General features: G+C 51.7%; 12 protein-coding genes, 1 tRNA gene, 3 rRNA genes and 1 riboswitch. Of the genes, 9 read left to right on the forward strand and 7 right to left on the reverse strand.

Annotated elements, in window-relative coordinates; all coding sequences use genetic code 11:
* Position 1 precedes the first annotated feature (1 nt).
* The 7 genes from KU854_RS08940 to KU854_RS08970 all read left to right on the forward strand — a co-directional run bounded on the left by KU854_RS08940 (position 2) and on the right by KU854_RS08970 (position 10,600).
* Positions 2 to 817 carry a putative capsular polysaccharide synthesis family protein gene (locus tag KU854_RS08940; protein ID WP_218358116.1) on the forward strand — a complete coding sequence of 272 codons (816 nt, stop codon included), beginning with the start codon at positions 2 to 4 and terminating at the stop codon, positions 815 to 817.
* Entirely contained in the window at positions 814 to 1,854 is a 1,041-nt protein-coding gene (locus tag KU854_RS08945; RefSeq protein WP_218358118.1) for a glycosyltransferase family 4 protein, read from the forward strand. Before KU854_RS08940 ends, KU854_RS08945 begins: the two co-directional genes overlap by 4 nt.
* Before the next feature lie 2 nt (positions 1,855 to 1,856).
* Entirely contained in the window at positions 1,857 to 3,578 is a 1,722-nt protein-coding gene (locus tag KU854_RS08950) for an SLC13 family permease (RefSeq protein WP_218358120.1), read from the forward strand.
* 9 nt (positions 3,579 to 3,587) lie between these two features.
* Positions 3,588 to 4,898, forward strand: a complete 1,311-nt coding sequence (locus tag KU854_RS08955) for a flippase (RefSeq protein ID WP_218358122.1) — start codon at positions 3,588 to 3,590, stop codon at positions 4,896 to 4,898.
* Between the two features lie 150 nt (positions 4,899 to 5,048).
* Positions 5,049 to 5,915 carry a UTP--glucose-1-phosphate uridylyltransferase GalU gene (gene galU / locus KU854_RS08960; protein WP_218358124.1) on the forward strand — a complete coding sequence of 289 codons (867 nt, stop codon included), beginning with the start codon at positions 5,049 to 5,051 and terminating at the stop codon, positions 5,913 to 5,915.
* Positions 5,916 to 6,075: 160 nt separating this feature from the next.
* Positions 6,076 to 8,910: an excinuclease ABC subunit UvrA gene (gene uvrA / locus KU854_RS08965; RefSeq protein ID WP_218358126.1), complete on the forward strand. Its 2,835-nt coding sequence runs from the start codon at positions 6,076 to 6,078 to the stop codon at positions 8,908 to 8,910.
* Positions 8,911 to 8,947: 37 nt separating this feature from the next.
* On the forward strand, positions 8,948 to 10,600 hold the full coding sequence (locus KU854_RS08970; protein WP_218358128.1) for a Wzy polymerase domain-containing protein: 1,653 nt from the start codon (positions 8,948 to 8,950) through the stop codon (positions 10,598 to 10,600).
* Positions 10,601 to 10,644: 44 nt separating this feature from the next.
* On the opposite strand, the gene KU854_RS08975 is transcribed toward KU854_RS08970, so the two are convergent.
* Positions 10,645 to 11,763, reverse strand: coding sequence for a pyridoxal-phosphate-dependent aminotransferase family protein (locus KU854_RS08975; RefSeq protein ID WP_218358130.1), 1,119 nt, complete (start codon positions 11,761 to 11,763; stop codon positions 10,645 to 10,647).
* Positions 11,764 to 11,966: 203 nt separating this feature from the next.
* A riboswitch (Lysine riboswitch) is annotated at positions 11,967 to 12,142 on the forward strand.
* 93 nt (positions 12,143 to 12,235) lie between these two features.
* Here KU854_RS08975 and lysC point away from each other — a divergent pair.
* Positions 12,236 to 13,582: a lysine-sensitive aspartokinase 3 gene (lysC, locus tag KU854_RS08980; protein ID WP_218358131.1), complete on the forward strand. Its 1,347-nt coding sequence runs from the start codon at positions 12,236 to 12,238 to the stop codon at positions 13,580 to 13,582.
* 57 nt (positions 13,583 to 13,639) lie between these two features.
* Here the strand turns inward: lysC and metH are convergent, their stop codons facing one another.
* Positions 13,640 to 17,314: a methionine synthase gene (gene metH, locus KU854_RS08985; RefSeq protein ID WP_218358132.1), complete on the reverse strand. Its 3,675-nt coding sequence runs from the start codon at positions 17,312 to 17,314 to the stop codon at positions 13,640 to 13,642.
* A 244-nt stretch (positions 17,315 to 17,558) separates the two neighbouring features.
* Here metH and KU854_RS08990 point away from each other — a divergent pair, with 244 nt between their 5' ends.
* A complete protein-coding gene (locus tag KU854_RS08990) occupies positions 17,559 to 18,893 on the forward strand; it encodes a cation:proton antiporter (protein ID WP_218358133.1) in 1,335 nt (444 codons plus the stop codon).
* Between the two features lie 54 nt (positions 18,894 to 18,947).
* On the opposite strand, the gene metA is transcribed toward KU854_RS08990, so the two are convergent.
* From metA to KU854_RS09015, 5 genes are all read right to left on the reverse strand, one after another.
* The gene (gene metA, locus KU854_RS08995; RefSeq protein WP_218358134.1) at positions 18,948 to 19,895 is read right to left on the reverse strand and encodes a homoserine O-acetyltransferase MetA; all 948 of its coding nucleotides are present in this window, start codon (positions 19,893 to 19,895) and stop codon (positions 18,948 to 18,950) included.
* A 152-nt stretch (positions 19,896 to 20,047) separates the two neighbouring features.
* Positions 20,048 to 20,163: ribosomal RNA gene (gene rrf / locus KU854_RS09000) — 5S ribosomal RNA — on the reverse strand.
* Between the two features lie 15 nt (positions 20,164 to 20,178).
* A tRNA-Thr gene (locus tag KU854_RS09005) sits at positions 20,179 to 20,254 on the reverse strand.
* A 56-nt stretch (positions 20,255 to 20,310) separates the two neighbouring features.
* Positions 20,311 to 20,426: ribosomal RNA gene (gene rrf / locus KU854_RS09010) — 5S ribosomal RNA — on the reverse strand.
* 131 nt (positions 20,427 to 20,557) lie between these two features.
* Positions 20,558 to 20,749: ribosomal RNA gene (locus KU854_RS09015) — 23S ribosomal RNA — on the reverse strand; the annotation flags it as partial.

Consider the following 20,749-nt stretch of genomic DNA (forward strand, 5'->3'; position numbering starts at 1 on the left):
AATGAAGTTCAGCCTGGCCCGACAACGTGCATTCGACGAGATCCTGAACGCGCCGGATTTTGTGTTGGTCTATCAAATGGGCAAGGTGGGATCGTCCTCAATAGAGGTATCGCTGGAGCAGGCAAACATCCCGAGCTGGCACATCCATACCTTTGATGATAATGAAGAATTCCAGATGTACCGTAACACGGCGGACGTTGCCTGTTTCTTTGACTGGCCTGTCCGCACGGCTTACAAACTCACACTGGCTCACCGTAAGCGCATTCTGCAAAAGCGCGATCACCTGAAGATCATCACCCTGGTTCGCGATCCCATTGCGACTGTGGTCTCACGCTTTTTCCAGGATCTGCATATCCAGTTTATTGCCGGTAAGAAGAATGAAGCGATCCATGGCGACATGGACGCAACGCTGCGCCATTTGACGGATGCCTTTGAAACCCAGCTACGTCTGGACTATTTCACCGGCTGGTTCGACAGGGAGATAAAACGCCAGTTTGGTGTGGATGTGCTCGCCCATGTCAAAGACCCGGGCCAAAGCCACTGGCGTATCGAGCAAAACGGCTGCGATATCTTGCTGCTCAAGTGCGAAGCGATAAACCAGTCTGCCGATGTACTGGCGGGTTTTTTTGATATGCCCGGCTTTACGCTCTCGTCCAGTAATGAAGCCTCCAATAAATGGTATTCCGCGCTATATCAGCGCTTTAAAGAAACCTATCCATTCGAGCGTTTATTCCATCTTTACGATGCACCGCTTTACCGTGCCGTCTACAGTGAAGAGGAGATTGCACGGTTTAAACAAAAGTGGGGGCAGCGATGAAAACCGTTCTCCATATCACTGAAGCGTTTGGCGGCGGTATCCAGACGGCGCTTTGCAGCTATGCCAAAACAACAAATGGCGACCCTATCCGCCATTTGTTGTTGGCACGCCTGCGTCCGAAAGACGACACCGGTATGGCCGTTAACGCCCTGTTTGATGAGGTGCATACGGTAGAAGGCAGCCTGCTGAACTTTTTCCTTGCTGCCCGGAAAGCGGTGTTAGACATTCAGCCTGACGTCATCCACCTTCACTCCAGTTTCGCCGGTTTCCTTGGCCGTTACTTGCCTAAAGGCAAAGCGAAAATGGTCTATACACCACACTGCTATGCCTTTGAACGCCGTGACATACCAGAATGGAAGCAAGATATTTATTTGCGCCTTGAAACGTTTGGCCTCTCACGCATTGACGTCATTGCAGGTTGCAGTGAGCGGGAGTGCGATCTGGCCGGAGCGTTGGGTGCTAAACGTACTATACACCTCAATAATTATGCCGATTTAGATGATGCTGTCAGTAAGCAGCCTCTGAACACTGACAGTGAGAAAATCAACGTTGTATTGGTCGGGCGAGTTTCACCGCAAAAAGATCCGCATTTTCTGCTCGAGACACTAAAAAGTCTCAAGGCTTATCCTGAGTCCGATAAAATCAACTTTCATTGGTTGGGCGGGGGTAATGCTGACATGGAGAAAGCGCTGCGCGAGGCCGGCGTCGAGGTATCAGGTTTGATCCCACATGCCCAACTACTTGAAAGGTTTAAGCAGGCTGATTTGTATCTTCATACTGCCGCCTGGGAAGGTATGCCGTTGACCATCCTGGAAGCGGCGAGGCTTAGGGTACCTATGATCCTGCGCATTATTGGCGCCACGCAGAACTTGCACTATCCGTTTCTGGTTAGCACTCCGGACACCATGGCTAAACAGATCGTAAGATTTTACCAAAACCGCCACCATCCGGATTATCAGGACTCGATCGAAGTCTTCAACCGCGAGTTCAGTGCTGAAAAGCAACGTGAGGCGTTACACCTGATCTACGGGAGCTAACCATGATGTGGGTGGTCGCTCTGCTGATTTTCGGTCTGTTGGCAACCCTGTTGCTGACAAACCTGCGCCCGGCATTGGTCTTTGGCTCCGTGTTTACCGCACTCTTGTTGCTGGACATTGTTCCCGCTGAACAGCTTTTTCACAACTTCACCAATACCGCACTGATCACTCTGGTGCTTTTGGTTCTGGTGTCTGTGGTGCTTGAGCGCACCCCCTACATTTCATTACTTGGGCTTTGGTGTACAGAGGGAGCGCTCCGCTCTGTGGTGCTGCGCACTACCCTGTCTGCCGGTTTTCTCTCTGCCTTCATTAACAATACCGCCGTGGTATCGACCCTGATGCGCAGCCTGACCCAAAGCGCCCATCCCGCCAGCAAATTGCTGATCCCCTTGTCCTATGCCACCATCCTCGGTGGAACCATGACCCTGATTGGCACATCCACCAATCTGCTGGTCAATGGCTTCGCCCTCAATGCGGGTTTGCCCGGCATTGGCTTTTTTGATTTCACCCTGATCGGGGTGCCGATATTCATTGTTGGGCTCGCAGTGATTGCCTTTATCTCACTGCGTTTTTTGCCCAACAGACAAAGCGGCGACAACACCAAAAGCCAGAGTTATCTGCTCGAAACCTTGCTGGATGAAACCTCCCCGCTGGTCGGACAAAGCGTTGAAAAAAGTGGCCTGCGTCATCTTCAGCGTTTGTTCCTAGTGGAAATCATCCGTGGTAACCACATTCTGTCGCCGGTTTCACCATCAGAAGTGTTGCAGGGTAATGACCTGCTGGTTTTTTCCGGCGATCTGGACGCCAGTAGCTTGCTTGAACGGTTTAAAGGACTGTCACTGACGGCGCAAGGTGAGCAGCTTCCATCCGACAACCTGATTAAAGTAGTCGTGACGCCCCACGCCACCATTGTTGGGAAGAGTATTAAATCGCTGAACTTTCGCGCCCAATTCGGCGCTGCTGTAGTAGCAGTGAAGCGGGGAGAAAAGCGGCTGGAAGGTGGGCTTGGGCGCATCCAGCTGCAAGGTGGCGACTTGCTGGTTCTGGCCGTGGGTCAGGATTTTTTCCGCCGGGATAATCTTGCGCGCAATTTCATTTTGGTTGGGGACAAACCAAACCATTCCTTGCTCTCCCCGAGCCAGTCTGCCAGCTTCTGCCTCGGTGCACTGGTGGCAATCCTTGCCAGCGTCATGGAATGGCTACCCCTCTACAAAGGGCTTGTCGTCCTTCTCGCGGTATCAATCGGTGCACGATTGGTTTCCATTCATGACCTTCGCCGCCGCTTTCCGTTTGAACTGGTGCTGGTCATTGGCGCAGCACTGGGACTTGCCCAGGCCATCAGCCAAACCGGTCTTGCCGATACACTGGCAAACACCATGATTGTCCTCAGCCAGTCCGGAGGCCCCTGGGGCGCATTGGTGATTCTGTATCTGGTGACTTGGTTGATGACAGAGCTCATCACCAACAATGCGGCAGCAGCCATCAGTTTCCCGGTAGGACTCGCCCTTGCATTGCAGTATCAGGTTGACCCTATGCCTTATGTCATGACAGTGGCCTTTGCTGCCAGTGCCAGCTTCCTCTCACCGTTTGGTTATCAGACTAATTTGATGGTTTTTACTGCCGGTAACTATGTGCCCCGTGACTATCTCAAAGCTGGCCTTCCCCTGACCTTGGTTTACGGGCTGGGGGTGATTTTTTTGGTTCCTCTCATTTTTCCCTGGTAAGGCTTACGGATGATCTCTTCCCTGGTTTCCCGATTTCACACCATGCCGGCCGAGCGACGCCAGTTTCTGCTCCATGCCGCCCTTGCTGCGCTGTTTCGCGTGTTTTCTGCTGCGGCTGCTTTTTTACTTAGCGTCGTTGTCGCAAGGGAGCTTGGCGCCGAACAATCCGGGCTGTTTTTCCTTGGCCAGAGCATGGCAATTCTCTTGGGTACACTCTGCCTTTTCGGTATGGACAATGCGGTATTGCGCTTTATCGGTCATAGCGATAACAGTGAATCCGACTATTCAAACCAGGTGTTCACCAATGCCTATACCGTTGTGTTGCCGGCCTCACTGGTTGTCGCTGCCGTCACCTTCACCGCAGCGCCCTGGCTTGCACAGCACGCATTCAACGAACCCCAAGCTGCGGGTTCACTCAAATGGTTTGCCGTTGCGACGCCATTTGTCAGCCTGTTCTTCCTCAATGGCTATGCGTTACAGGCGACGAGGCGGGTGATTGCCTCAGTTTGTTCTATGCAACTGGGCGTTACCGTGCTGGCCCTGCCGGCATTATGGTATCTCGGTCAGGGAGCGTCGATGCCAACCGCAGATGATGCGGCCCTACTTTTTGCCTTGGCATCGGCACTGGTCGTTGTCATTGGCCTCTGGCTATGGTTTCGGGTGCCGCAACACCACTGGGATAGCAGCAACCGAAAAATGCCGGAGCTTTGGCAGGCAGCCCCTCACTTTTGGCTGATCACTGCGACAGGCCAGGCGATTCCCTGGGCCTCTGTGGTGATTGTCGGGTTGTTTGTTTCAGCTGAAGAGGTGGCTTTCTTCTCCGCCGCCCAGCGCACGTCATTGTTGATTAGCTTTATGTTGATGGTGATAAATTTTGTTGCTGCACCACGTTTTGCCAGCCTGCACAAAGCCCAAAAGATGGACGAACTAAAAACGCTGGCACAGTTTTCCACCCGTCTGATGATAGGCTTTTCATTGCCCGTACTGTTGGCAGTACTGATATGGCCAGACACCATCATGGCGCTGTTCGGCAGGGAGTTCAGCCAAGGAGCCATGCTGCTGGTGATTCTGGCGATTGGGCAGACCATCAATGTTATGACGGGCTCTGTCGGCTTTTTGCTGACCATGTGTGGTCATGAAAAAGATTTAAGAAATATCACCCTGACGGCAGGCATCCTAACCGTGACTTTGTTGCTCATTGCAACGTCAATATGGGGCATCACCGGCGCAGCAATTGCTGTCAGCATCGGGGTCAGCACCCAAAATTTGCTGGCACTGCACAAAGTCAAACAAAGGCTGGGGTTCTGGCCAGTCGGCTGAGAACATCTTTTTCAGCCTTAAGATGGAGACAGGCTACAATCAAGTTCAAATTTTTCGCGATAATTTTGTAATTAGTTAGTGTTATGATCCCTTTGCCCAACTAGATGTACAAGGGTGTGCACAATTCGGATAACCCACAAAGGACAACTCATGATCAAGAAGTGCCTCTTTCCGGCAGCCGGGTATGGAACCCGTTTTTTACCTGCCACCAAATCCATGCCTAAAGAAATGATGCCTATCGTCAACAAGCCACTGATTGAATACGGCGTCGATGAAGCGCTGGAAGCGGGAATGACAAGCATGTGCATTGTGACCGGTCGTGGTAAACACAGCCTGATGGATCACTTCGATAAAAACTACGAGCTGGAACACCAAATCAGCGGTACCAACAAAGAAGCCTTGCTGGAAGATATCCGCGCCACCATTGATGCCGCTTCATTCACCTATATCCGCCAAAAAGAGATGAAAGGTCTGGGTCATGCTATTTTGACCGGCCGTGATTTGGTGGGTGATGAAGCCTTCGCTGTGGTACTGGCAGATGACCTGTGCGTCAATCAGGATCAGGGCGTATTGTCACAAATGGTTGCTCTGTATAAGCAATTCCGTTGTTCTATCGTTGCGGTAGAAGAAGTGCCGGAAGACGAGACCCACAAATACGGTGTGATTTCCGGTCAGGAAATTAAAGACAACCTGTTCCGCGTCGACAATATGGTGGAAAAACCGGAACCAGGCACTGCACCCAGCAACCTGGCGATCATCGGCCGCTACATTTTGACACCGGATATTTTCGATATCCTGGAAAACACAGAGCCAGGTAAGAATGGTGAAATTCAAATCACCGATGCCCTTTTGCATCAGGCGAAAAGCGGCTGTGTTCTGGCGTACAAATTCAAAGGTGAGCGTTTTGACTGCGGTAGCGTAGAAGGCTTCATTGAAGCGACCAACTACTGCTTTGAGAATATTTACCTGAAATCAGACGCACCGCAACAACCGCAAAAAACCGTGAAATGCGGGTGATCTCTCCGCCGTTTCTAAACGTTTTCTAGCGAAGCGATTACCCACATGAAAGCTGTATGTTTATACAGCTTTCTGCTTTTTCATCGCCACATAATGTGGGATACTGGCGCATCCATTATTCTCAGGCTCAGCACTGAACAGCACATCAGGCAAGGTAGACATGGACACGATTGACGTCAGAGGGGCCCGTACCCACAACCTGAAAAATATAAACCTGACCATTCCCCGGGATAAACTGATTGTTATCACCGGGCTTTCCGGCTCAGGAAAGTCTTCACTGGCATTTGATACCCTGTATGCGGAAGGTCAGCGTCGCTACGTGGAATCCCTGTCTGCCTACGCGCGCCAGTTTCTGTCATTGATGGAAAAGCCTGATGTTGACCATATTGAAGGTCTGTCTCCGGCAATTTCTATTGAGCAAAAATCGACATCGCATAACCCGCGCTCGACGGTCGGCACCATTACCGAAGTCTATGATTACCTGCGCCTGCTGTATGCCCGCGTGGGGGATCCCCGCTGCCCAACCCACAATGTGACACTGGAAGCCCAGACCATCAGCCAGATGGTTGACAAGGTGCTGGCGCTCGACGAAGGCAGCAAAATGATGCTACTGGCCCCTATCGTCAAAGAGCGCAAGGGTGAGCATGTTAAGACGCTGGAAAACCTGGTAGCGCACGGCTTTATCCGTGCCCGCATTGACGGTGAGGTGTGCGACCTTTCCGATCCACCGAAACTCGAACTTCACAAGAAGCATACGATTGAGGTCGTTGTTGACCGTTTCAAAGTCCGTGACGATCTGCAGCAGCGTCTAGCTGAATCTTTTGAAACCGCTATTGAGCTGACCGGTGGCACGGCAGTGGTCAGTTATATGGACGGTGATGGCGAAGATTTGATTTTCTCTGCTAATTTCGCCTGTCCACACTGTGGTTACAGCATGCAGGAACTGGAGCCTCGCCTGTTTTCGTTCAACAACCCGGCCGGTGCCTGCCCAACCTGTGATGGCCTTGGTGTTCAGCAATTCTTTGATGAAAACCGCGTCGTCCAGAACGAAGCGGTCAGCCTTGCCGGTGGTGCTATCCGCGGCTGGGATCGTCGCAACTTCTATTACTTCCAGATGCTGAGTTCACTGGCCGATCACTACGAGTTCGACATCGAAACGCCATGGCAGGATTTGCCGAAAACTCTCCAGAATGTGGTCCTTAATGGCTCAGGCAGCACAGAAATTGCGTTCAAATACGTCAATGACCGCGGTGATATCACGGTCCGCAAACACCCGTTTGAAGGCATACTGAACAACCTCAACCGCCGTTACCGCGATACCGAATCCATGGCGGTGCGTGAGGAACTGGCAAAGTACATCGCAAACAAACCTTGCTCCAGCTGCGGCGGTTCGCGTCTTCGTGAAGAGGCGCGCCATGTGTTTATCGGCGATACCAATCTGCCGACTGTGTGTGAAATGAGCATCCACGAAGCGCTGAGCTTCTTTGCCAATCTGGTGCTTTCCGGCCAGCGCGCGCAGATTGCTGACAAGGTGTTGAAAGAGATCCATGACCGCCTGAGTTTCCTGGTCAACGTCGGCCTGAACTACCTCAACCTGTCCCGCAGTGCCGATACCCTTTCCGGGGGCGAAGCGCAGCGTATCCGTCTGGCCAGCCAAATTGGTGCGGGTCTGGTTGGTGTCATGTACGTGCTGGATGAGCCGTCGATCGGCCTCCACCAGCGCGACAATGAACGCCTGCTGGGCACCCTTGAACACCTGCGTAATCTCGGCAATACCGTGCTGGTGGTTGAACACGACGAAGACGCTATCCGAGCCGCCGACCATATTATCGATATCGGCCCTGGTGCCGGTGTGCATGGCGGCTATGTTGTCGCAGAAGGCACCTACGAAGAGATCATCAAAAATCCGGACTCGCTGACAGGCCAGTATCTCAGTGGGAAAAAGGCGATTGAGATCCCGGCCAAACGCCTTCCCTACGACAAAAAACGGGTCGTAAAACTGAAGGGGGCGACCGGCAACAACCTGCAGAATGTTAACCTGACACTGCCTGTTGGCTTGTTTACCTGTGTTACCGGCGTATCCGGTTCAGGTAAATCGACCCTGATTAACGACACTTTCTTCAAGATCGCCCACCAGCGACTGAATGGCGCGACCACGGGAGAGCCAGCACCGTTTAAGGATATCGACGGACTGGGGCATTTCGATAAAGTCATCGACATTGACCAAAGCCCGATTGGCCGCACACCACGCTCCAACCCTGCGACTTACACTGGTATTTTTACGCCAATCCGTGAACTGTTTGCGGGTACCCAGGAAGCCCGCTCCCGTGGCTACAAGGTGGGACGTTTCAGCTTCAACGTGAAAGGCGGCCGCTGCGAAGCCTGTCAGGGCGACGGTGTTATCAAGGTTGAAATGCACTTCCTGCCGGATGTCTACGTACCGTGTGATGTCTGTAAAGGCAAACGCTACAACCGTGAAACGCTTGAGATCCGCTACAAAGGCAAAACCATCGATGAAGTCCTTGAGATGACGGTGGAAGATGCCCGCGAATTTTTTGATGCGGTACCGGCCATTGCCCGTAAACTGCAAACCCTGATGGATGTGGGTCTTTCCTATATCCGTTTGGGACAGGCGGCAACCACACTGTCAGGCGGCGAAGCACAACGGGTTAAACTGGCTCGTGAGCTTTCCAAGCGTGACACGGGCAAAACCCTGTACATCCTTGACGAACCTACCACTGGCCTGCACTTCCACGATATTCAGCAATTGCTGACCGTGCTTCACAGGCTGCGCGATCACGGCAATACCATTGTGGTGATCGAACACAATCTGGATGTGATTAAAACCGCAGACTGGATTGTGGATCTAGGCCCTGAAGGCGGCAGCGGCGGCGGTATGATTATCGCCGAAGGTACGCCGGAGGATGTGGCGCTGGTTGAAGGCTCACACACGGCAAGGTTCTTGAAACCCCTACTGAAAAAAGCGGCTTCATGAGCAGAAAGTTAAGGCAATTACTGCCACACTGACCATTATGCAATCTTCAATATTGACTGATATCTGGCCATCCCGTGTGGCCAGAAAACCCTTACTCAAGCCGGTGCTCCTGTCACTGGCTGCTTTGTTTTTGTTCTGTCTGCCACTCAGCCAAATTGTGCTGGCATTTTCCGGTATCCGCCATCCTGCAGTATCACTCAGCCTGCTGCTTATCATCGCGACGGTCTGTTTCGGTGGCTGGGAAATTGCGCGGCAAAACCGCGTCAGTGTCACAACCACCACAGGCTGGATGGCCATCAGCACCTTGCTGCTGTGCTTACCTTCTTTCTATCTCCATGCCGATACCAGCGCAGCGCTTTGGTACGCAGGGGGAGCGCTACTGGTATTGTTGCTGTTTTTCACCCTGCAACAATTCAGTTTCAACCACTTCCAGCGCCAGTACCTGCTGTTGCTTCCTCTACTGGCCGGCTGGCTGGTTGCGCTGCCAATACTGATAGCCAGTATCATACCAAGCCTGAGCGATATCCTGTCGGCAGAAATACGTCGAGATACTGCAGCCATCATTTTGATGACGTCGATGACACTGTCGGCTTACCTTTTAGCGCGGACCAAGGTGTACAAACGTAACTGGTTGCCGGTTCATGGTGTGCTCATTGCAACGCCGCTGGTCATGGTCTTCGCCCTGCTCCAGATGCACTCTGCCTGGCTGGTGACTGTCATTCTGGCACTGATCCTGTTTGCGCAGCCTTTCCTGTTCCGCTACTGCAGAAAGCTCCATCATGGCCTTTGGAATCTGTCCGTCATGAGTGGCTTTGTCTTGGTCTGGCTGTATCAGGGATTACCTGAGGCCGCACTACTTTCCCCGCGTTACAGCGAATCAGTGCAAGCTGTGATTACCCAGACGTGGCAGCTGCTGGGTAGCGCCCAGTTTGAAGGCGTGGGACTGGGCCAACTGGCGACTGCACAGCTGCTGTATGGTGTTGGGCATCAAGATGTACTCCCCGTCATTGCCCCTTACCCAAGTTGGTTGCTTGGCATGTTGGCGCAAGGCGGCATTGCATACTGGCTTGGGTTTGGTGTGCTATTCGCAGTGACATTCAAGCGACTGACAGAAGCGCCAAATGGGACACGCATGATGCTGTTCGCTATCTTGTTGCCATCCCTGATAGGCATGTTGCTGACCGCTTACACCGCGGTCAATCCGGTGCTGGCCGTTTTGTTTATCGTCTTGCTTTATTGGGTGGATAATCTGACTGCGCGCTATCAAAGGGTTGCCTTTGCGTACGGCAGAACACTCAGACTGGCAACCTATGCTGTGTTGACCCTATCAACCCTTACCGTCTTCTCTTCGGTATACCTTGGAGAGCAAGCATTGCGCACACACCAGATCCGTGGCATCAAACTGGCGCAATACGAACTGCATCCCTGGTGGCATTCGTTCTACCGCGATGAAATTGGAAAACGGGCATTTTTCGACAGTGTTGAAAAGCGCGATAGCCAGGCACAGGAAGCCTACCTGCGCGACCAGATCCGCCTGCTGGCAAGAAAGCCAAGTGCCGATAAATACCAAACCCTGATTGAACTCGCTGTGCTTACCGATAACCGAGCCATCGCGCGGCAGATCAGTGAAGAAGCAACGCTGTTATTTCCAGACCAGCGCTTTGAACCAAGCTTTACCCTGCCTCAGTGACAAAAAAACGCCCAAGCGGGCGTTTTTTCTCTCCAGCTTCCGTGTTATTTCAACACATCACTCAGGGCTTTCGCACACAAGGCGACATTCTCACGTTTCGCGGCATAACCCATCAGGCCGATGCGCCAGGCCTTGCCTGCCAATGTGCCTAGACCGGCGCCAATTTCCAGGTTGTAGTCGTTAAGCAGGCGCGCGCGCACCGCCGCATCATCCACTCCTTCCGGTACCGCAACAGCATTGAGTTGCGGTAAACGGTAAGCTTCTTCAACCAGGAACTGGATACCCAGTGCTTCCAATTCGGCCTTGAGCAAGTTGTGCATGTCACGGTGACGCTGCCAGGCGTTTTCCAGTCCCTCTTCCTTCAGCATCAGCAGGGATTCATGCAGGGCATACAAGCTGTTGACCGGCGCTGTGTGGTGATAACTGCGTTTGCCCTCGCCACTCCAGTACGCTAACACCAGACTTTGATCCAAAAACCAGCTTTGCACTTTTCCGCTGCGCTGCTGCATTTTTTCCACCGCACGAGATGAGAATGTCACGGGCGAAAGTCCTGGCACACACGATAGGCATTTCTGCGAACCTGAATAGACCGCATCCAATTGCCATTCATCCACCAGCAAAGGCACACCGCCAAGGGAAGTGACCGCATCCACAATCGTCAGACAACCATGCTCACGCGCCAGCGCTGCCAGCATTTTCGCATCACTGAGCGCACCGGTAGAGGTTTCAGCATGCACAAATGCCAACACCGACGCTTCTGGATGAGCATTAAGTGCCGCTTCTACCTTGGCCGGGTCGACTGGCTTGCCCCACTCATCATCGACCATTACTGCCGTCGCACCACAGCGCTCAACATTCTCACGCATCCGATCACCAAACACACCATTGCGGCAGACAATCACAGTCTCGCCCGGCTCAATCAGGTTCACGAAGCAGGTTTCCATCCCAGCACTTCCCGGCGCAGAAACGGCGATGGTAAAAGGGTTTTCCGTCTGGAAGGCATACTGCAGCAAGGCTTTGACTTCATCCATCATCGCCACAAACAGCGGATCCAAATGACCGATTGTCGGTTGGGCCAGCGCCTGCAGGACACGCGGTGAGACATCCGAGGGGCCAGGGCCCATCAAAGTACGTTGTGGTGGGATAAAGCGGGATATTGTCATTGTTGTCTCTCCATCAGCCTTTTGTTCCCTTTACGTTAACACCGGATAGCACTGACTAAAATGCCACCATTGGATAATCCCAAGCCCAATCAAGGAAAATGGCACTTTCAGAAAAATATTCGCCGCATGCGCGTAATCTGTCGTTGACAACAAGGTTACAAACAATTATCAATAGAGAGCAATTTTTACGCAGCCAACTGCGTAGAGACAGAAGAGGCGCGTCAACCAGGCAGTCACATTGCGGAGCCCCAACTCCAATGCAGTGTGATCAGGGGGTTAGACGCCGAGACTAGACCAGACCTTGGGGGCTGGCTTGTCGGTCTGGGAGGTTGAATCCTTCGGATTGTCATCTCACTTGAGGTGGAGCGCTTCTGGAGAAAATCCTTTCTTCCAAACCCGCACTCTATCTCGTTCTGTCTCCCAATTTACTATCTAGGACAACTCCATTCGCGATTATGGGAGGTGAAGGGAAGTGAACGCATTAAATGTCGCAAAATTTGGCGGCACGAGTGTAGCCGACTACGCAGCTATGTCTAACTGTGCTTCGGTGATTAAAGGGAATTTGGACACTCGACTGGTAGTGATCAGCGCCTGCTCTGGCGTGACCAATTTACTGGTTGAACTGGCTAACGGCGTTAGCCAGGAAAGACAGCAGGATGTGCTGGCAACTCTGAGCGATATCCATTTCAGCATTTTGGCACAGCTTCCTGAAGCACCTGAAGTCGCCGCCGCTGTGAATGGCATTCTTGATGAAGTCGCGACACTCTCTGCGATTGCACAAACTTCTCCTTCAGATCAAGTTACCGATAATCTGGTTGCCTGCGGCGAACTGATGTCGACCCATATTTTCACTCATCTGCTTAATGACAAAGGCATTGATGCTGTGCGTATCGACGTGCGTGACGTCCTGAAAACAGATGGTGTGTTTGGCAAAGCCGCACCGGATTTGATTGAAACGGCATTCCATGCAGAAGCTGTTTTGTCTCCCCTGTTTAAAAAGCACATCGTTGTCACCCAGGGCTTTATCGGCTCTGATGCGCAGGGCAACACCACCACACTGGGGCGTGGCGGCAGCGATTACAGCGCAGCACTGCTGGCAGAGGCAGTAAAGGCTACCTCGTTAGAGATTTGGACCGACGTACCGGGAATCTACAGCACTGACCCACGCGTGGCGCCAGCTGCAAGTCCGATTGATGAGATCAGCTTCAGCGAAGCGTCTGAAATGGCAAACTTCGGCGCCAAGATCTTGCACCCGGCGACCCTGATCCCGGCCATGCGCCACGATATTCCCGTGTTTGTCGGCTCATCCAAAGCACCGGAAAAGGGTGGCACCTGGATACGTCGCCATGCGGAAAATTCGCCGCTATTTCGCGCCCTCGCCCTGCGTTGCAATCAAACAATGGTGACCCTGACCAGCTTGAATATGTTCCACGCTTACGGCTTTCTGGCTGAAGTGTTTAACATTCTGGCCAAGCACAAGGTATCGGTCGACCTTATCACCACGTCAGAAGTGAGCGTGTCCCTGACACTGGATCAGACAAACACCAAAGGCGGTGCCCCTAAATTGCCGGAAGCCGCGGAGCAGGAATTGGCTGAGCTGTGTAAAGTGACCGTAGAGCAGGATATGTGTCTGGTGGCCTTGATTGGCAACCATATGGGTGAATCACGCGGCTCTGCAGCCAAGATCTTTGGTGCACTGGAAGATTACAACCTGCGCATGATTTGTTACGGCGCCAGCAACCACAACCTCTGCTTCCTGACCAGTACGGCAGATTCACAGAATGTGGTGCGGGCACTGCACAAAGAGTTGTTTGAATAATCCCAGTAGCTTGCGAATAAAAAAGGGCGCTCTGAGCGCCCTTTCAGTTTCTGCCAGTTAGCCGTTAAGATTTGGCCCTAGCCATTTCTCTGCTTCGATCAGATCCCAGCCTTTACGATCGGCATAACTGTCACGCTGATCTTCCTGGATCTGCGCTACCGCAAAGTAGCGCGATTCTGGATGGGAGAAATACCAGCCAGATACCGAAGCACCCGGCCACATCGCATAACTGGTGGTCAGTGACATACCAATGGTTTCCTCTACGTTGAGAAGCTCCCATAAGCAGCCTTTCTCAGTATGTTCAGGACAGGCAGGATAGCCCGGCGCCGGACGGATACCCTGATACTTTTCACGGATCAATTCATCGTTCGACAGACTTTCATCCGCTGCATAGCCCCAGATTTCCTTGCGTACCCGCTCATGCAGATACTCGGCAAAAGCTTCCGCCAAACGGTCAGCCACCGCCTGGATCATAATGGCGTTGTAATCGTCACCCTGCGCCTTATACGCATCCGCCAGTTCACGCTCTCCAATCCCTCCGGTGACAGCAAACGCACCAATCCAGTCTTTCTTACCGCTCTCTTTCGGCGCGATGTAGTCAGACAAACAGTAGTTAAAGCCTTTTGGCTTCTCAGTTTGCTGACGCAGGTTGTGGAGCACTTTCGCAACCTGGGTACGGGACTCATCGGTATAGACTTCAATGTCATCACCAATGCTGGCTGCCGGGTAAAGAGCGCATATGCCGCTGGCTTTCATCAGACCCTCACGCTCAACGCGGTCTAAGAGGTCGTTGGCATCCTTGAACAAACGCTTGGCTTCCTCACCAACCTCTTCATGCTCAAGGATCGCCGGGTATTTGCCAACCAGTGACCAAGTCATAAAAAATGGCGTCCAATCGATGTAGTTGCGCAGAGTAGCGACATCAAAGTCTTCGAATACATGCACACCCGGTTTGGCAGGTGCTGGCGGCGTGTAAGCATCCCAGTCAATTGCCACCTTATTGGCACGTGCCTGCTCAAGGGTCACCGGCTTGGTACGTGGGCGTTTACGTGCATGCTGCTCACGCACAATTTCATAATCTGCCTGCAGCTTTTCAACAAACGCCGGCTTAAGGGTTTCAGACAACAGGGACGAACAAACCCCGACTGCTCGGGAAGCGTTATTCACGTACACCACCGGCTGGTTGTAATTCTGCTCGATTTTCACTGCGGTGTGAGCTTTGGAGGTGGTGGCACCGCCGATCAACAACGGCAAGTCAAAGCCAAGACGCTCCATCTCTTTCGCGACATGCACCATCTCATCCAGCGAAGGGGTGATCAGCCCCGACAAGCCGATGATGTCAACGTTCTCTTCCTTGGCGACCTTAAGGATCTTCTCGCAAGGTACCATCACACCAAGGTCAATAATTTCGTAGTTATTACATTGCAATACCACACCGACAATGTTCTTACCGATGTCATGCACATCGCCTTTTACCGTTGCCAGCAGGATCTTACCGTTGGTGGAGCCCGCCTGTTTTTCGGCGTTGATAAATGGCTCAAGGTGCGCCACGGCCTGCTTCATCACACGGGCAGATTTCACTACCTGTGGCAGGAACATTTTGCCTTCACCAAACAGGTCACCAACCACGTTCATGCCGTCCATCAGCGGCCCTTCGATCACTTCAAGCGGTTTGGAGGCATTAATGCGGGCTTCTTCTGTATCTTCAACGATGAACTCGGTAATACCTTTGACCAGTGCATGCTCAAGGCGTTTTTCTACCGGCCAGCTGCGCCATTCCAGCGCAGAATCGTCCTCTTCCTTACCCACGGCGTTTTCGCGGTAAGCTTCGGCAATTTCCAGCAGACGCTCTGTCGCATCGTCACGACGGTTCAACACCACATCTTCCACCGCTTCACGCAGCTTCTCTGGCACGTTGTCGTATATCTCCAGCTGACCAGCATTGACGATGCCCATGTCCATGCCGTTCTTGAAACAGTGGTAGAGGAAAACTGCGTGAATGGCTTCGCGCACGTAGTTATTGCCGCGGAACGAGAAGGAAACGTTCGACACACCACCGGAGATCATCGCATAAGGCAGGTCGCGCTTGATGTCTGCTACCGCATCAATGAAGTCGACGGCGTAGTTGTTGTGCTCATCAATGCCGGTCGCAACGGCAAAGATGTTGGGGTCAAAAATAATGTCTTCCGGCGGGAAGCCCACTTCATCGACCAGAATGCGGTAAGCGTTGGTACAGATTTCCAGCTTGCGCTCTCGGGTATCCGCCTGTCCGACTTCATCAAACGCCATCACAATCACCGCTGCGCCATAGCGGCGAATAAGCTTGGCCTGCTCAACGAACTTCTCTTTGCCTTCTTTAAGCGAGATGGAGTTAACAATCCCCTTGCCCTGAATGCATTTAAGGCCAGCTTCGATCACTTCCCATTTGGATGAGTCGACCATGATGGGCACTTTGGAAATCTCAGGCTCTGAAGCACACAGGTTGAGAAAACGTACCATGCACGCTTCAGCATCCAGCATGCCTTCATCCATGTTGATATCGATGATCTGGGCACCGTTTTCTACCTGTTGACGCGCAACTTCCAGTGCTTCGTCGTACTGTTCTTCTTTGATAAGGCGCTTGAAGCGCGCAGAGCCAGTAACGTTGGTGCGCTCCCCGACGTTCACAAACAGGGTATCTTTTTCGATGGTCAACGGCTCAAGGCCAGATAAACGGCAGGCAATGGCGATATCCGGCAATCTGCGTGGCGTAATGCTTTTCGTCACTTCATACATGTGACGGATGTGCTCAGGCGTAGTACCACAACAGCCGCCAATCAGGTTCAAAAAGCCGCTTTGCGCCCACTCTTTGACGTGCTCCGCCATCTCCTCCGGGGAAAGATCGTATTCACCAAACGCATTGGGAAGACCGGCATTTGGGTGCGCCGACACATAGCTTTCAGAGATGCGAGACAGCTCTTCGACATACGGACGCAGCTCATCTGGGCCCAGTGCGCAGTTAAGGCCAAAAGAGATGGGGTTTACATGACGAAGCGAGTTGTAGAAGGCTTCCGTTGTCTGGCCAGACAGAGTGCGGCCTGAGGCGTCAGTAATGGTGCCGGAAATCATCACTGGCAGTGAGAAGCCAAGCTCTTCGAATACCGAATCCACAGCAAAAGCACAGGCTTTGGCGTTCAAGGTATCAAAGATGGTTTCAATCAGGATCAGATCCGCACCGCCTTTGATCAGGGCGCGTGTGGATTCGGAGTAGGCGGTCACCAGCTCATCAAAGCTGACGTTGCGGTAGCCTGGGTCATTAACGTCAGGGGAAATCGAGCAAGTGCGGTTGGTCGGGCCAAGCACTCCGGCAACAAAGCGCGGTTTCGTCGGCTCTTTTGCCGTCCACTCATCAGCCACTTCACGCGCCAGCTTGGCGGCTGCAAAGTTTATCTCTTCGCTCAGGCTTTCCATGTCGTAATCAGCCATGGCAATGGTGGTGGCATTGAAGGTATTGGTCTCTAGAATATCGGCACCGGCTTCCAGATACTCTGCGTGGATCGTTTTGATCGTCTCCGGTTGTGTCAGCACCAATAGATCGTTATTGCCTTTTAAGTCGCTTGGCCAGTCGGCAAAGCGCTCACCACGGTAATCCTTCTCTTCAAGCTTGTAGCTCTGGATCATGGTGCCCATGCCACCATCGATGATCAGAATGCGCTCTGCCAAGAGTTTTTCGAGTTTTTCCTTACTGCTCACAACCACAGATCCTTCTTCTATTTTCCTTTCCCGGCCTCGGATAATCCGCTTCCAAAGCACTCAACCGATCGGGTATTGAAGCATAGTATCACACACCAAATGGAAATCTAGACGTCCAATAGTGCACACATGACCCCATGACCTCCGTGATGACTCAGATTTGTTGTAGTTTTATTCTTCGCTTGGATTTATATTTTCTTACATATTTCCCAAGATTAACTCACAGACTAAAACGGGGTCATCGATGACCGTCTATACAACACTTTGCTTTCTCGCCGCGGCAGCGATGCTTATTGCCTTTATCAACAGCAAGATAGGGCAAATGCAAACCACCATTGCCATCACTGCTGGTGCACTTATCCTCTCGCTTATCATTGTTATATCCGGTCATAACAACTGGTTTCATCTCAAAGAATTTGCCGCGACAACCCTAAACGAAGTCCACTTTGATGACTTCCTGCTTAAAGGGGTTTTAGGCTTTTTGCTGTTTGCGGGCGCTTTGGGCGTCAAATTGCCTCATCTTGAAGATCAAAAGTGGGAAATTACTATCCTAGCGATGGGTGCGACGATCGTCTCCACCATTTTTATCGGCGGCATCACATGGCTGTTCTTTCAGCTTATCGGTATCCCCTTTGCGTTGATTTACTGCATGCTCTTTGGCGCACTGATCTCGCCTACCGACCCGATAGCCGTATTAGCAATCGTTAAAAAGCTCAATGCCCCTAAACGGATATCGACCCAGATTGAGGGCGAGTCACTGTTCAACGACGGTTTCGGCCTGGTGATTTTTATTACCCTCTTTACGGTTGCATTCGGCACTGAAGAACCAACGGTTCTAAGTGTGGCTGAACTGTTTCTCCATGAAGCCGTCGGCGGTATCATATACGGATTTATTCTGGGTTTGTTGTTCCACTACCTAATCAGTAACACCGATGACCACTCGATGGAGCTGTTGCTGACATTGGGTATCCCGACAGCCGGCTATGTGTTTGCCAGCCTGATTGGGGTATCAGGCCCTCTGGCGATGGTGGTAGCCGGTATCATGATTGGTAACTGGACGCGCTATATTGGTTTTTCAAAGGAAAGTGAAGATCACCTTGACCACTTCTGGGAGTTGGTGGATGAATTCCTGAATGGTGTACTGTTCCTGCTGATCGGTCTTAGCATGCTGACATTTTCTTTCCACAAAGAAGATTGGATCATCATGGTATTTGCGATACCAGCAGTGTTGCTAGCCCGCTACCTCAGCGTGCGCCTCTGTTATGTCGGCTTTAACCGCTATCGCGAATACAACCCATACTCAGTCCGTATCCTGACCTGGGGTGGATTGCGTGGCGGTCTGGCAATCGCGATGGCAATGGCCGTGCCGGCAGGCTATATGATTGTGCCGGAGAAAAATATTGATGTGCGGGAAATCATTCTGGTGATGACCTATGCCGTAGTCGTATTCTCAATCCTTGTTCAGGGCTCGACCATCACTAAAATGATAGAAAAATCCAAAGTGGCTGAACGGGATATGGAAATTAAACCTCAAAGCTATAAAGAAGCGGAAAAACAGGTACAAGCTCCTCAGAAATAACAAGTAACCGCTGGATTTAAATGATAAAAAAGCCTGCAGATGCAGGCTTTTTTATTAGTCGTCTTTCGTGAATGCCGACTCGGAAAAGTGATCCAAATCGTATGGCGTTTGCTGGTAAACACAATAGTTAAGCCAATTGGCGAACAGAAGGTGGCCGTGGCTCCGCCAGCTCACGTACGGCTCTTGGGTCGGGTCATCATCCGGATAGTAGTTCATCGGCACAGCAGGCTCCATCCCTTCCCCCACATCACGCACATACTCCTGATGTAAGGTATGCGAATCATATTCCGGGTGTCCGGTAACAAAAACATTTCGCTTGTCTTTGGTCGCGGCAAGATACGTCCCCGCGATATCTGAAGTCGCAAGGATATCGAGATCGGTGTGATCAGCCAAAAACTGGGGCGAAAAATCCGCATAACGGGAATGTGGCGCCAGGAAAGAATCATCGAATCCGCGCAAAATCGGGTTATGGCTCAAGTCCTTATTTATCTTGTGACGATACACACCGGACAGCTTTTCCTTCCGCGTCTTCTTCGGTAAATCATACAACAGCTTCAACCCGGCCTGGGCAGCCCAACACACGTAGAGCGTCGATGTCACATGCTCTTTGGCCCAAGTCATAATGTCCTGTAAGTGATCCCAGTAAATGACATCCTCAAACTGCACCAGTCCCAATGGCGCACCGGTAACTATCAGTCCGTCAAAGTTGCGGTTGCGAATGCCCTGAAATTGGCGATAAAAGGTGTCGAGATGCTCGGTGGGAGTGTTCTTGCTAGGCCGGTCATCGATGCGCAACAGCTCCACATCCACTTGCAAAGGACTGTTGGATAACAAACGCATAAATTGAGTTTCTGTCTCAATCTTTTTGGGCATCAGGTTAAGGAGAAGCACCTTAAGTGGACGGATATTCTGGCTCTCTGCACGGGTTTCCGACATCACAAAGATGTTTTCCTGACGTAATGTACTTGCCGCGGGCAACAGATCAGGAATTTTAATTGGCATCTTAAAGCACTCCCTTCTTAAGATGTATAGACGTCTAGAATTCCATTAACCCTATACCAAGGAAGAGTCGCGTTCAAGAACAAATGTGAGATAGGTAAAAGAATGGATAAACGAAAAAACCCGCAGCGTTTCCGCTACGGGTTTGAAGAGGTGTCTGGCAGTGTCCTACTCTCACATGGGGAGACCCCACACTACCATCGGCGCTACAACGTTTCACTACTGAGTTCGGTATGGGATCAGGTGGTACCATTGCGCTATGGCCGCCAGACAAATTTTTAAAATCTGGTGCTGATACCCAGATTCGAACTGGGGACCTCACCCTTACCAAGGGTGCGCTCTACCAACTGAGCTATATCAGCAAAATTGTTATCCAAGTGAAGTCTTACGTTAACTGCTTCATTAGGATGAAATTGAAGCCTGGCGATGTCCTACTCTCACATGGGGAGACCCCACACTACCATCGGCGCTGTTACGTTTCACTACTGAGTTCGGCATGGGATCAGGTGGGTCCATAACGCTATGGTCGCCAAACAAATTCTTTTTTACTTTCAGTTTTTCAAAAACTGAAGGCAAAAGTAATCTGGGAAAGCTGTGTTTTGTTCTTAGTTCTCAGTACACATTCAATGTTCTTTTCGAGTCCGTCAAAACCCCTTGGGTGTTGTATGGTTAAGCCTCACGGGCAATTAGTACAGGTTAGCTCAACGCCTCACAGCGCTTACACACCCTGCCTATCTACGTCGTAGTCTCCAACAACCCTTTAGAGAGCTTATAGCTCTAGGGATGACTCATCTTGAGGCTCGCTTCCCGCTTAGATGCTTTCAGCGGTTATCGATTCCGAACTTAGCTACCGGGCA

The organism is Enterovibrio paralichthyis, assembly GCF_019209835.1.
Taxonomy (GTDB): domain Bacteria; phylum Pseudomonadota; class Gammaproteobacteria; order Enterobacterales; family Vibrionaceae; genus Enterovibrio; species Enterovibrio paralichthyis.

What these genes read in the sequence shown, in the direction of transcription:
- KU854_RS08950 (WP_218358120.1), top strand. Translation starts at nt 1,857, where the DNA reads ATGATGTGGGTGGTCGCTCTGCTGATTTTCGGTCTGTTGGCAACCCTG.
- metA (WP_218358134.1), bottom strand. Translation starts at nt 19,895, where the DNA reads ATGCCAATTAAAATTCCTGATCTGTTGCCCGCGGCAAGTACATTACGT.
- uvrA (WP_218358126.1), top strand. Translation starts at nt 6,076, where the DNA reads ATGGACACGATTGACGTCAGAGGGGCCCGTACCCACAACCTGAAAAAT.
- KU854_RS08955 (WP_218358122.1), top strand. Translation starts at nt 3,588, where the DNA reads ATGATCTCTTCCCTGGTTTCCCGATTTCACACCATGCCGGCCGAGCGA.
- KU854_RS08990 (WP_218358133.1), top strand. Translation starts at nt 17,559, where the DNA reads ATGACCGTCTATACAACACTTTGCTTTCTCGCCGCGGCAGCGATGCTT.
- KU854_RS08975 (WP_218358130.1), bottom strand. Translation starts at nt 11,763, where the DNA reads ATGACAATATCCCGCTTTATCCCACCACAACGTACTTTGATGGGCCCT.
- KU854_RS08945 (WP_218358118.1), top strand. Translation starts at nt 814, where the DNA reads ATGAAAACCGTTCTCCATATCACTGAAGCGTTTGGCGGCGGTATCCAG.
- KU854_RS08970 (WP_218358128.1), top strand. Translation starts at nt 8,948, where the DNA reads ATGCAATCTTCAATATTGACTGATATCTGGCCATCCCGTGTGGCCAGA.
- galU (WP_218358124.1), top strand. Translation starts at nt 5,049, where the DNA reads ATGATCAAGAAGTGCCTCTTTCCGGCAGCCGGGTATGGAACCCGTTTT.
- KU854_RS08940 (WP_218358116.1), top strand. Translation starts at nt 2, where the DNA reads ATGAAGTTCAGCCTGGCCCGACAACGTGCATTCGACGAGATCCTGAAC.